The sequence below is a fragment of the Arenibacter aquaticus genome, from assembly GCF_003957295.1.
Lineage (GTDB): Bacteria > Bacteroidota > Bacteroidia > Flavobacteriales > Flavobacteriaceae > Arenibacter > Arenibacter aquaticus.
Window position 1 is genome coordinate 244,220 of the sequence record NZ_RQPJ01000002.1, and the last position, 12,851, is coordinate 257,070.

Here is a 12,851-nt window from a genome sequence, read left to right on the forward strand (position 1 = left end):
AAAGTCAATGACAGGATACCTAAAACCCTTATGACTCTTAGTTGTAGTCTAAGTTCGTGCCACTATTGTATCTTATTGGTTTTCAGTTATATAAGAATTACATACTATATTTGAGGTATTTAAACGTAAAATATTTGTACAATAAGTGTCCAATATTTTGACACTTTGCATGTTTTAAAAAGTCTGTTTTGTAGTTTTAAATTTCCAATAATGACAGAATTATGGTAGATGCCAAGATCCTTGTAGTAGACGACAATAAAAGTGTCCTGAGCGCTTTGGAAATACTATTGCAATTTGAGTATTCCAACATTAACACCATTTCCAATCCAAATAGGATATCGTCCTTTCCTGATTTGGATAAAATTGATGTGGTGCTCCTGGATATGAATTTTTCGGCCGGTGTAAATTCGGGTAACGAGGGTTTGTTCTGGCTAAAAGAAATCAAAAAAAAAGCTCCAATGACCGTGGTTATAATGATGACTGCCTATGGCGCCGTTGAATTGGCAGTCCAGGCTTTAAAGGAAGGAGCATCGGACTTCATTTTAAAACCTTGGAACAACGACAAGTTTTTGGCTACTGTAAAGGCCGCCTACATGCTTCGAAATTCTCAAAAGGAAATAAATCAACTTAAACAAAAGGAAAGTAAACTAAAACAGGTCATTAATCAGGACAAGAATTATATTATTGGTAATTCAAAGGCCTTGAGCACCGTTTTAACCCTAACCAATAAGGTTGCCAAAACCGATGTAAATGTTCTGATTACGGGTGAAAATGGCACTGGAAAGGAACTCATTGCCCGTCAGTTGCACAAAATGTCCCCTAGACAAAATGAGGTTTTTATTGCTGTGGATATGGGCTCAATTTCAGAAAATTTGTTTGAAAGCGAGTTGTTCGGCCACCTAAGAGGATCTTTTACCGATGCCAAGGAGGATAGAATTGGTAAATTTGAAGCAGCCAATGGAGGCACACTGTTTCTGGATGAAATAGGAAACCTTTCCTTGCAAATGCAATCTAAATTGCTTTCGGCCATTCAGAATAAGGTTATAGTGCGAGTGGGCTCCAATGTGTCCATTCCGGTAGATATTCGCTTGGTTTGCGCTACCAATTGTAATTTGGAACAAATGGTATCAGATGGGCTGTTTAGGGAAGATCTATTATATCGAATTAACACCATACATATAGAGGTACCTCCCTTACGGGACAGAGGGAATGATATTTTGATACTGGCAGATTTCTATTTAAAGAAATTTAGCTCTAAATATGCCAAGCACGGACTTCGAATAAACGATATTGCAGAGGAAAAATTAAAGCAATATTCTTGGCCGGGCAATGTACGGGAATTGCAACATACCATGGAAAGGGCAGTGATCTTGTGTGAAGGAAATATTCTGAAACCTACTGATTTTATATTGAATACTAAGTCGTCCACGACCTTAGAACTAGGGCCAAAGACCTTGGAGGAAATGGAAGAGATTATGATCCAAAACGCTCTGCACAATAATGATGGAAATTACAGTGCCGCTGCCGCACAATTGGGAATATCCAGGCAAACCCTTTATAACAAAATTAAAAAGCAGGATAATAATGCTGAGTAAGAATTTTTATTTCCAGACCATAGGCAGGGTAATCTTTATTGCCGTTACAGCCTTATTGTTTGCTTTTCTAATGGTTTGGAATAATTATGTTTATTCGTTTTTAATGCTAATTGTCCTTGTATTCCAAGCGTACTATTTAATTAGATATGTAAATGAGACCAATAGAAAAATAGCCTATTTCTTTGATGCCATTAAAAACGAGGATTTCACCCTTAGGTTTCCTGAAAAATTGAGTATCAAGTCCCTAGAAGAGCTTAATCACAGCCTCAATATGCTCAATGAAATGATTCAGAGGATACACTTGAAAAATCAGACCCAAGAAAGGTTTTATCAAGAAATTTTAAAACAGGCGGACATAGGCATTCTGGCGATCAATGACAAAGGACATATTCTATTTGCCAATCCCAGACTGGAGCTTATGTTGAATTATACTCCTCTTAATCACATAAAGCAATTAGCCCAAATTGATGAAGACCTATATCATCTATTTAGTAAATTAAGGCCGTTTGAACGCCGAGTGTTCCCATTGACCAATGAACGCGAAAAAATTGACTTGGCAATTAAATCCTCTTCTTTTAATTTGGATGGACAAGAATTGTTATTGGTAGTTATACAAGATATACATCAAGAATTGGACGAAAAAGAAACGGAATCATGGACCCGACTTATCAGGGTGTTGACACACGAGATTATGAATTCTATTACACCCATAACTTCTATTTCCGATTCCATTTTAAAATATCACGAAAAGGGAGGAACATTGGCCAAAAGCGACTTTGAATATAAAAAAAAGATGGAAACAACCATCAAAGGTTTGGAGGTAATAAAAGATCAAGGTGCTAATTTAATGGGTTTTGTACAATCTTATAGAAGCTTTTTAAACGTTCCGGTTCCGGACAAGAAAATTATTCGGGCAATTAACATTTTGGAAAAGGTTAAATTACTCGTTGGACAAAATCAGGAGTTTTCAAATACTTCCATTGAACTGGATTTGGAAATCCAAGACTTAGAGCTATTTATTGATGAAAAACAAATAACCCAGGTTCTGATCAATTTGTGCAAAAATGCATTACAATCACTCTCCAATCGCAAGAATAGTTACATTAAATTGATAGCAGGAATTAATACCGAAGGGCAAAAATATATTGAAGTAAAAGACAATGGCCCCGGGATACCCCCTGAATTGATCAATGAGATATTTGTTCCTTTTTTTACTACTAAAAATTCAGGTACAGGTGTGGGGCTTAGTCTTTCCAAACAGATTTTACGTATGCATGGAGGTGGTTTAAAGGTGAACTCGGTGCCCAATGAGAATACGACCTTTACCTTGCTATTTTAAGTTGGCACCATCCGTACATACCATATTTTTAATTACACAGTATACTATTGATACTTACAAAGACAAATATATTAGCTCTTAACGGTTAAACATTATGTCATAAGAACCTACGCCAAAAACTCTAGAGCCAACCAGGCCATTAATCCTCCTCCTGTCTCCAACGCAGATTCATCTATGTCAAAGGTTGGGGTATGTAATCCGGAAGTAATTCCCTTTTCCAAATTCCCTACGCCCAATAAGTAAAAACAGGCCGGGTTATTTTGGGAATAGTAGGCAAAATCCTCTGCTGCCATCCATAAATCCAGGTCAACTACATTATCCTCTCCTAAAAATAATATAGCATCCTGTTTCACAGAATTGGTGAGGGCCACGTCATTCTTTAGGTGTGGATATCCTCTTGGAATATCAACTATGCATTCTGCTCCCATGCCTTCCGCGATGGATTTGACCAATTTTGTAAGTTTTTCTATGGCTTCTGTTCTCCAAACTTCATCATAAGTCCTAAAAGTACCTTCAATAGTTACCTTGTCCGGAATAACGTTATTGGCACCATCCCCAATAATACGGCCAAAAGATAATACACTAGGTGTTTTAGGCGATGCCATTCTACTAACCAACTGTTGTGCGGCAATGATAATATGGGAAGCAATTAGAATGGGATCTATACATTCTTCCGGAACTGCGGCGTGCCCACCCTTTCCGATTACGGTAATATGAATTTCATCCATACTGGCCATAAACAATCCAGGTTTAAAACCTACTTTCCCTGCGGGAAGGTTTGGCATTACATGCTGACCCAAATGGGGAATAGGGCCCAAGGCCTTATAAGAGTCCTCCTTCATTACCATAGTAGCTCCTCCTGGCATGACTTCCTCCCCTGGTTGAAATAGTAATTCTACCGTACCCGAGAACTCATTTTTAAGCTCATATAGTATTTTAGCGGCCAACAATAAAGAAGTCATATGTACATCATGTCCGCAGGCATGCATAACCCCATTGTTTTTGGAAATGTAATCTACCGTATTTTCCTCTTGAATAGGAAGGGCGTCCATATCTGCCCTTAAAAGGATGGTTTTATCTTTTTCGGTTCCATGAATAGTAGCCAACAAACCAGTTTCTGCCACTGTTTGTATATGCTCTATGCCAATTTTCCTAAGCTGCTGCCGTATATATTTACTGGTCTGGTGTTCGTTAAAAGATAGTTCTGGATGCTGGTGTAGATGTCTTCTAACTTGAACAAAATCCGTGGAAAAGGCTTTTGCCAGCTGTTTTATTTTCTCCTTGATTTCCATTTTACTTCTATATGTTCACAATATTACAACTTAAATGCCTGCCCTGTAAATCACCCCTTCCGTCCCAATCCACTCAGCCGTGGATTGGTCCACCTTCCCCTGCTAGGGGAAGGAACTTTTTATTCTTTTTTATCATTAAAATTATCCCTTATTTCTTGTAAAACGCTGGGCAGATTTTCACAAAACCATTTTATTCATAAAACGGATCACCGTGTATCCCTTGTCATTCAGAAATGTTGTTCTTTTATCGTCATTTTCAGTTGAGATTGCATTATTGTGCATCTCTCCGTCCAATTCAATTATCAAGTTCTCTTGTGCACAATAAAAATCCGTAATATAGTTTCCAATACTGTGTTGTCTCCTAAATTTTCTTCCATCCAATTTTTTGCCTTTCAATTCATTCCAAAGAAACGCTTCGGCAGAAGTCAGACTGTTGCGGAACTGTATTCTTATACTTTTAGTCTCTGGTTTATTACGTATTCTCTTCTGTTTCATGTTATTTAAAAACCAACTACATTGCTCCTTCCATTGATAAGGGAAGGTGGGTTTTGAACCTTTTTCAGGGACAAAAGTCGGAAGGAATCAGACTCTGAACTCCAATTAACCTTACAAAAATCACCCCTTTCGTTCCACTTCACTTGAGGTGAAGTGGAACATCTTCCTTGCTAGGTGAAGGGCCCTATTCTTTTCTTAATTATTATTTTATGTCAATCTTCAATCACATAATTTAAAAATCCGGAACTATTCCACTGCCGGTAGCCGTCAGGAATATCCTCTACCATAAAGACCTCCAACCCATCAGCCTTACTTACCACTCTTTTTCCGTCTTCTACTCCCAAGACACTTAATGCAGAGGCATATGCATCTGCCATGGTTCCATTAGGGGCAATGGTGGTCACCTGTATATTATTGCTTAAAGCCCTGCCGTTTCGTGGGTCTATTATATGGGAGTACCTTATATTGTCTATCACAACATATTGATATAAATCCCCTGAGGTGGCCACAGCCCTATTTTTCAACTTTATTTTTTGGAAGACCTCCTTGCCATTTTCATCATAATAACTAAATCCCAAAACCCAATAGTCCTTATCCGGTGGTGCATCGCTAACGGTAATATCACCGCCCATGTCCACCAAAGCCGCAATTACCCCATTGTTTTTTAAGATTTTAATGGCCTCATCGGCTGCAAAGCCCTTACCAATACCCCCTACATCCAATTGCATACCGTTCTTAGTTAGTTTCACCACATTTTTTGAAGGCAATTGCAGGTTTTCACTGCCAGTTTTTACCATAGCAGTGCGTATTTCATTAAGGGCAGGAAGCTCTCTGTTATCCCTTGCCGTTCGCCATAGTCCAATTAAGGGTCCCAATGTAACATCAAAGGCCCCTTTGGTCTCTTTTGAAAAGTTGGCAGACTGCTTCAATATATAAAAGAGATCATTGCTAACGGCTACATTCGTAAACGGAGTATTACTTAAAATGTTGATTTCACTATCGGGAATATAATTACTTAGCCTGCTATTTAGCTCATCAATTCTATTGAAAACCAATTGCGCCACTGAATCTGCTTTTGCTTTATTTTCATCATAAAACACCAGACCTATTTGAGTCCCCATTTGCCGATGTGAATATTGAAACCTTTTTTGAGCCGTTAAGCACATATTAAAAGCAAAAAGAAATAAGAGAATAGGGAAAGGGCTGGTTTTGATCATATTGGCTCTGGTAAATCCTTTCACGAATTTACTGTAAACTATCCAGACTAGTGGCCTGCTTTATAAATGCATCTTTTAGTTCCGGATCTATCCCACGTACAATATGCACATTGGGCAGTGCCTCTTTAAGCTCAGAAAGTCCGCTATCTGTAATTTGGGTTTCCCATATATACAAACTTTTTAGACTACTAAAGCCTTTTAAAACAGTTACACTTTCATCTGTAATAGCCGTTTCATAAGCCTTTATGACCCGTAATTTGGAAAGCGTCTTCAACTTATCAATTCCCAAATCCGTTATAGGGGTCCGGTCAATCTCCAACCATTCTAAATTTTGACATTGGCCCACCGCAGCCAATTCTTCTTCCCCTATTGGAATACCACTCATATCCAACTCAACAATGTTATTGGCTATCCTTTGCAATCGGGTAATATTTTTGGAACTATAATTAGGGGGTAAAAATACGGAAACACTCAAGGCCTGGGAATTACCGCTTATTCGTCTAATGGTAACGTAATCGGAGGCCAGATTTAGCAGGGTAGTATCAGCTACCTTGGGAAGTTTGGCCCATTTATTTTCCGCTCCTTGGTCCATCATTTTTCTTACTAGGCCCACCAATGGATCCGTATTGTCCAAATGCTCCAGTCTTAAGGTATCAGAGGCCCCCAAGGTTATCCAACGCTCCAATATCCGTATCTCATCTTGGGACAAGGGCTTCTTCCCTTCCGGGGGCATATGCTCCTCATTCTCCATGGGCAGGTGAAGTCGCCTTATAAGTTCACTATTTTCTGGGTCCCCAACCACAATAGAGGGCCCACTTTCCCCGCCTTCTATGAGTGCCCCCAAACTGTTCATCTCCAATTCCCCTTTTTTCTTATTAGGATTGTGGCATGCAATACAATTTTTGTCCATTATCCTGTGTACAACATGCTCATATATCAAGGGATTTTCGGGTATTTTTTCCGTTTTATTACTATTGGGCAAAGCCAAAAAATCTTCCCCATGGGTAATCATTCCCCCATAATGCCCCGTTAATCCTATTAAGACAATAACAACCAACTGTATGCCCCTTACCAAATAAGTTTGTTGCAAATGATTGGTGCTTATCCAATACCATAATACTGCCAACAATGCAACCCCGGCCCCCATCCATTGATGCCAAAAAAGGAGATCCGCTTTAGGAGCCGATTCCGTACCCAAAAAAAACCCGGTAATAGCAGTAATCAAAGCGGACAGCGTGGCAATGGTCAATAATAATCTGGGTACAATTTGATTCAGCAGGCCAATACCTGCTGCCATCAACAACAGTACTATAGGAAAATGTAAGACCAATGGGTGCAAGCGTCCCAACCAAGCAACCATACTAGGCAAGTCTAAAAAGGATTCGAAAACAAGACAAAAAATTAAAAATACCGTTAGGCCAAAAATAACATAATCGACCCTTGGGGAACTGTTCTTTTTAATCATATACTAGGTTATAATATCTTTTATTACATTACCGGCAACATCAGTAAGCCTAAAGCGACGTCCCTGGTATTTGTATGTTAATTGTTCATGATCAAGACCCAGATTATTCATAATGGTGGCATGAAAATCATTGATATGAACTGGATTTTTTACAATATTATAACCAAATTCATCGGTTTCCCCAAAAGTAATTCCCGGTTTTATTCCTCCACCTGCCATCCATATACTGAATGCCCTGGGATGATGGTCCCTACCATAATTTTTAGGGTCAAAATTTCCTTGACAATAGTTGGTCCTGCCAAATTCGCCGCCCCAGATTACAAGTGTATCCTCTAACATTCCCCGCTGTTTAAGATCTAGGATCAGGGCTGCCGAGGCCTGATCCACATCTTTTGCCTGGCCTGCCATCTCATTAGGTAAATTTCCGTGCTGGTCCCAACCTTGATGGTACAATTGAATAAAACGTACACCGTTTTCTGCAAGCCTACGGGCCTGTAAACAATTGGCGGCATAAGTTCCCGGGACCTGTGAGTCTTCGCCGTACAATTTTATAATGGATTCCGGTTCCTTTTTTATGTCCATTACATCCGGTACTGACATTTGCATCCTATAGGCCATCTCGTATTGTGCAATCCTGGATTCTATTTCATCATCACCTGTTTCTATATGGTGTAGTTTATTAAGGGAAGAAACATGGTCCAACAAATGACGTTTATCGGAACGTGAAATTCCGTCAGGATCGTTTAAATATAGTACTGGGTCCTTCCCAGACCTTAATAATACCCCTTGGTGCTTGGAGTCCAAAAATCCACTGGACCACAGTTTGGAATAAAGGCCTTGGCTATTGCCTTTTCCCCTAGAGGTAAGCACTACAAAAGAGGGTAAATTTTGATTTTCACTACCTAGTCCATAACTCATCCAAGATCCCATACTGGGCCTTCCTGATTGTTGACTACCAGTCTGAAAAAAGGTAATGGCCGGATCGTGGTTAATGGCCTCGGTATGCATACTTTTTACTATACAGATGTCGTCTGCAATTTTCGCTATATGTGGAAAAAATTCACTTACCCAGGCTCCGCTTTTTCCGTGTTGGGCAAACTTGGCTGCCGAAGGCATCAAAGGAAATTTATCCTGCCCTGCGGTCATTCCGGTAAGACGCTGGCCATTCCGGACGGAGTCTGGCAGGTCTTCTCCCATCCTTTTGGCCAAGGTTGGTTTGTAATCAAAAGATTCCAATTGTGATGGAGCCCCTGATTGAAACAAATAAATGACCCTTTTAGCCTTAGGGGCAAAATGCGGGATACCCAATGGCTGACTCGCCAAAGGTTTGGGACCGCCTTTGAAGAGGTCCGGAATCAACAATGACCCCAAAGCCAAGGAACCGATCCCAACACTAAGCTGGGAGAAGAAGTGCCTACGGTTTACTTTAAGCGGATTTTCGGATTTTGATTTGTCTTCTTCCATGATCGTTATTCTTTTGTTATTGTTTCATCAAGATTATATATCACCTGTGCCGTTAACATCAGCGCAGCTGTTTTAACCGGATCTGTTTCCATATTTTTGTATTCTCCTTGGGCTATCAATTTTTCTGCATTACCCTCTTCCTTTAAAAACTTGTCCAAGGCATCGGAATAATAGTTCTCCAAGACCTTAAGCTCCTCATCTTTGGGGTTCCGGATCAGTATCCTTTGAAAAACGGTGGTAACCCATTGATTGGGAGGCTGTATTTCAGCAATCACATTCTGGGCCAATACCCTGGCCGCTTCCAACATTTGAACGTCATTTTGAAGGGCCAATGCCTGTAATGGTGTATTGGTCTTCTGTCTTCTAACCTCACAAATATCCCTATTAGGGGCATCAAAAATGGACATACTGGGCGGGGGCAATGTCCTTTTCCAAAGGGTGTACAGGGAACGCCTGTACAACTTATCGCCCTCATCGGCTACATAGGTGGTCAGCACCCCTCTATTGCCACCTGCATTGGTCTCCTCCCATAGCCCTGGAGGCTGGTAAGGTTTTACACTGGGCCCTCCTATTTCTTTGTTCAACAAACCACTGGTGGCCAAAATATAATCGCGAATAATCTCCCCACTCATTCTAAATCTAGGAGCCCTGGACAGCCATCTATTCTCGGGGTCTGCTTTTTTCACTTCTTCTGTTGCCACGGAACTTTGCTGATAGGTTGCCGATAGCATTATTTTTTTTAATAGATATTTTATATCCCAATTATGCTCAACAAAATCCCTTGCAAGCCAGTCCAGCAATTGCGGATGGGTCGGCAAGCTTCCCTGTACCCCAAAATCCTCAGCAGTCTCTACCAGCCCTTTACCGAACAACATGCCCCAAATCCTATTTACAAAAACCCTAGAGGTAAGCGGATTGTCCTCATCAGTCACCCATTTGGCCAATCCCAACCTATTTTTGGGCAGGTTCTCGGAAAAAGGCAGGATAATATCCGGGGTGCCGGGGGCTACTTCCTCTCCCGGGCTATCATAGGCACCACGATTAAATATATAGGTCTTTCTTGGCATAGAATCGTTCATTACCATTACCTTGACCTCCTCTCCTTCAGGCTTATTTATAAATGACAATACCCCAGCAGTTTCCTCATCGGATATTTCAATATAGGGAGCATCCGCAAAATATTTCTGCCGCGCGGCTTGTACGGCATCCATCCGCAATCCTTTTTCATTTACATTGTTAAAAAAGGAATATATCTCAAAATAATCCCTCTGGGACAATTGATCATATTTGTGATCGTGACATTTGGCGCATTCCAATGTCAACCCTAAAATGCCTTTTCCCAAGGTGTTGGTACGGTCCGAGACGTAGTAGGAGTGGTACTCCTCCTGTATAACCCCACCTTCCTGGGTTATAGGATGGTTTCTGTTGAATCCCGTAGCCAAGATCTGCTCCATACCCGCATTGGGCATGAGATCACCTGCCAATTGCAAGGTCAAAAACTCATCATAGGGCAGATTATTATTAAAGGCATGGATAACCCAGTCGCGCCAAGGCCACATACTTCTATAACTGTCATCCTGATACCCGTGTGAATCCGCATACCTGGCCACGTCCAACCAGACCTGTGTCATCCGTTCCCCATAGGCGGGCGAAGCCAGAAATTCATCTATCGCCTGCTCCAGGATATCCTCGGAGGAATTGGAAAGAAACAGCCTTACCTGCGCTGCATTGGGTGGTAGGCCTGTTAAATCCAAACTCATTCTTCTAATCAACGTATGGTCATCCGCCTTTGAGGAAGGAGATAGGCCATTCTCTTCCAGTTTTTCCAAAATAAAGGCATCAATTTCATTCTCCCCCCAATTGGTTGCTTCATTTTGTGGAAGATCGGCCTTTTTGGGGGGTATAAAAGCCCAGTGCTTTTCAAATTTAGCCCCTTGCTCTATCCATTTTTTAAGCAATTTTTTTTCGTATGAATTTAATTTTAGTTGTGAATCTGGAGGGGGCATAATTTGTTTGGGGTCATCAGAAACTACTTGTTGATACAACAGACTACGGTTAGGCTTTCCAGCCACGATGGCAAATTTCCCAGGGTTCTCCGGCAACTCTGAAAATGCCGCCTGCTCATCATCCAATCGCAAACCTGCCTTTCTTTTGTTGGCATCAGGTCCATGACAGGTATAGCAATTATCGGATAGTATGGGTTTTATATGAAAATTATAATCCACAACATCCGGTAGCTTCTGGCTAACATATTCATCGTCCACTGCTTTAAAAAGTCCCGATTTAAAGGCAAACAGCAGGGCGATCAAGCCAGTCAATATTAAAAGAACTATAGCTTTTATTTTCATCAGGGAACTGTAATTATTGCGGTAAAATACAGCGTATAAGCCTTAACACAGATGACCAATATCCAAAAGGCAGCCTACATCTACTTTTACCTATATTATATTATTTTTCCTAAATTAACAACATATTTTTAAAAAACCATCTAAAATTTTCCCAATTAACCAAAGTGGACTACAATTACACAAAAACCTAAAACAAGAAGTTTATTACAGTGCCGTTGCAGCTTACATTCCCAATATAATGGTAGGTCCTTCTCCATAGGCCTGAAAATTTGCCACTTGATCTTCGGTGATAGTCGTCCCCCATACATAAACCCTTTCCAATGCCTTCATTTTAGCAAAAATGTCAAAACTTGAGGCCGTAATTTGTGTTTGATATAAATTGAGTCCGGTTAAACTTTCGTTTGAAGCAATATACCCCACACCTGCATCTGTAATTGGATTTTTTTCTACCTCCAATTTCTGAAGATTCTTGAACTGGCCAATGGTTTCCATATGCCTGTCCTGAACAAAATTGTCCTTTAGGGACAGCCATAAAATATTGTTTTTTATAGGAAGTAACTTCTGCAGTTTTACATCCAGTCCATCACCCTTTTCACTACTTACGGATTTTGATGGGAGAACAATTTCATATACATTGGCACCATACACCAATTCCCTTACTTTAAAGCCAGCAGCTACAATATCTTTTAATACCTCTGTGCCAACCTCATCAACAATGGGCATGGCAATGCCACTTTTACCGGTTTTATCCTCCAGCCCCAGCATTAGGGATGCAATGCTTATAATCTCTTCCGGGGCTTCCAAATCGGCCATGGCAACCTTAAAATCGGCATTCCCCTTTTCTATCCAGAATGACAAAATGGACTTTTCTTCCTCTGTCAAGGGAGTCTTCCCTTCTGGAGGCATAAAATCATCATGGTGCGGATCTAACATAGTGCGCCGAATCAATTCCGATTTTTGTGCATTTCCAGCAATTAGGGCATCCCCATTTTTACCTCCGCGCATAATAGCAGTTGAATCCTGTAAGGACAGTCCTCCCTTTTTCTTACTGGAATTATGACATCCAATACATTTGTCATCCAGAATTGGATTTACCAAATAGTCATATACGGTAGCTTCTCCCAAGTGTTCTATAGACGGTAATACTACCTTTTCCGTTCTTCCAAAAGGGGCATATTTCACCAAGTAATCACTACCATGGGTTAAATTGCCTCCATAGTGTCCAGTTACACTTACCAATACCACTACCAAGGTCAGTGCTGCTATTTTAGATTTTAAAACGTTGAATTTTCCAATATCGATCTTACCCGAGCGTATGGCCCACGCAAAAAACGTCACTATTGTTGTTACTGTTCCAAACCAAAAATGGGTATCCAAGGTACTCACGTCATAGTCTCCGCTCAAGGAAAGCATATAACCCAGAACCGATGCAACTGCGGCGCTTATGGCCCCCGCCAACAAGGCAAATTCAATGGCCATGGAATGCGCGGAATGTTTTTTCCAATGGCTGTATAGTTCCAAAATAAAGGCAAAGAATAAAAAACCAATAGGCAAATGCACCACAAGTGGGTGAAATCTACCTATGAACAAAACAAAATCTGGCACACTACTTTCCATCCTTATTTTTTAATTTCCA

At 40.5% G+C, this 12,851-nt stretch carries 9 protein-coding genes; 2 read left to right on the forward strand and 7 right to left on the reverse strand.

What is annotated here, in order from left to right:
* The first annotated feature begins 221 nt into the window (after positions 1-221).
* Both EHW67_RS03985 and EHW67_RS03990 read left to right on the forward strand, forming a co-directional pair.
* Positions 222-1,595: a sigma-54-dependent transcriptional regulator gene (locus EHW67_RS03985; RefSeq protein WP_126161068.1), complete on the forward strand. Its 1,374-nt coding sequence runs from the start codon at positions 222-224 to the stop codon at positions 1,593-1,595.
* Complete coding sequence (locus EHW67_RS03990; protein WP_126161069.1) at positions 1,585-2,934, forward strand: sensor histidine kinase; 1,350 nt, start codon at positions 1,585-1,587, stop codon at positions 2,932-2,934. The genes EHW67_RS03985 and EHW67_RS03990 overlap by 11 nt, the downstream gene beginning before the upstream one ends.
* Before the next feature lie 107 nt (positions 2,935-3,041).
* Here the strand turns inward: EHW67_RS03990 and EHW67_RS03995 are convergent, their stop codons facing one another.
* The 7 genes from EHW67_RS03995 to EHW67_RS04025 all read right to left on the reverse strand — a co-directional run bounded on the left by EHW67_RS03995 (position 3,042) and on the right by EHW67_RS04025 (position 12,832).
* Positions 3,042-4,226, reverse strand: a complete 1,185-nt coding sequence (locus EHW67_RS03995) for a M20 metallopeptidase family protein (protein WP_126161070.1) — start codon at positions 4,224-4,226, stop codon at positions 3,042-3,044.
* A 177-nt stretch (positions 4,227-4,403) separates the two neighbouring features.
* On the reverse strand, positions 4,404-4,721 hold the full coding sequence (locus EHW67_RS04000) for an endonuclease domain-containing protein (RefSeq protein WP_238389841.1): 318 nt from the start codon (positions 4,719-4,721) through the stop codon (positions 4,404-4,406).
* Positions 4,722-4,933: 212 nt separating this feature from the next.
* Positions 4,934-5,842, reverse strand: a complete 909-nt coding sequence (locus EHW67_RS04005) for an FAD:protein FMN transferase (RefSeq protein WP_158285073.1) — start codon at positions 5,840-5,842, stop codon at positions 4,934-4,936.
* Positions 5,843-5,966: 124 nt separating this feature from the next.
* Positions 5,967-7,403, reverse strand: a complete 1,437-nt coding sequence (locus tag EHW67_RS04010) for a c-type cytochrome domain-containing protein (RefSeq protein ID WP_126161072.1) — start codon at positions 7,401-7,403, stop codon at positions 5,967-5,969.
* A gap of 3 nt (positions 7,404-7,406) precedes the next feature.
* On the reverse strand, positions 7,407-8,867 hold the full coding sequence (locus EHW67_RS04015) for a DUF1501 domain-containing protein (protein ID WP_126161073.1): 1,461 nt from the start codon (positions 8,865-8,867) through the stop codon (positions 7,407-7,409).
* A gap of 5 nt (positions 8,868-8,872) precedes the next feature.
* Complete coding sequence (locus EHW67_RS04020; protein ID WP_126161074.1) at positions 8,873-11,215, reverse strand: PSD1 and planctomycete cytochrome C domain-containing protein; 2,343 nt, start codon at positions 11,213-11,215, stop codon at positions 8,873-8,875.
* Between the two features lie 222 nt (positions 11,216-11,437).
* The gene (locus EHW67_RS04025) at positions 11,438-12,832 is read right to left on the reverse strand and encodes a c-type cytochrome domain-containing protein (RefSeq protein ID WP_126161075.1); all 1,395 of its coding nucleotides are present in this window, start codon (positions 12,830-12,832) and stop codon (positions 11,438-11,440) included.
* Between the last annotated feature and the right edge of the window lie 19 nt (positions 12,833-12,851).

What these genes read in the sequence shown, in the direction of transcription:
- EHW67_RS04010 (WP_126161072.1), bottom strand. Translation starts at nt 7,403, where the DNA reads ATGATTAAAAAGAACAGTTCCCCAAGGGTCGATTATGTTATTTTTGGC.
- EHW67_RS04000 (WP_238389841.1), bottom strand. Translation starts at nt 4,721, where the DNA reads ATGAAACAGAAGAGAATACGTAATAAACCAGAGACTAAAAGTATAAGA.
- EHW67_RS04005 (WP_158285073.1), bottom strand. Translation starts at nt 5,842, where the DNA reads ATGGGGACTCAAATAGGTCTGGTGTTTTATGATGAAAATAAAGCAAAA.
- EHW67_RS03990 (WP_126161069.1), top strand. Translation starts at nt 1,585, where the DNA reads ATGCTGAGTAAGAATTTTTATTTCCAGACCATAGGCAGGGTAATCTTT.
- EHW67_RS04015 (WP_126161073.1), bottom strand. Translation starts at nt 8,867, where the DNA reads ATGGAAGAAGACAAATCAAAATCCGAAAATCCGCTTAAAGTAAACCGT.
- EHW67_RS03995 (WP_126161070.1), bottom strand. Translation starts at nt 4,226, where the DNA reads ATGGAAATCAAGGAGAAAATAAAACAGCTGGCAAAAGCCTTTTCCACG.
- EHW67_RS03985 (WP_126161068.1), top strand. Translation starts at nt 222, where the DNA reads ATGGTAGATGCCAAGATCCTTGTAGTAGACGACAATAAAAGTGTCCTG.
- EHW67_RS04025 (WP_126161075.1), bottom strand. Translation starts at nt 12,832, where the DNA reads ATGGAAAGTAGTGTGCCAGATTTTGTTTTGTTCATAGGTAGATTTCAC.
- EHW67_RS04020 (WP_126161074.1), bottom strand. Translation starts at nt 11,215, where the DNA reads ATGAAAATAAAAGCTATAGTTCTTTTAATATTGACTGGCTTGATCGCC.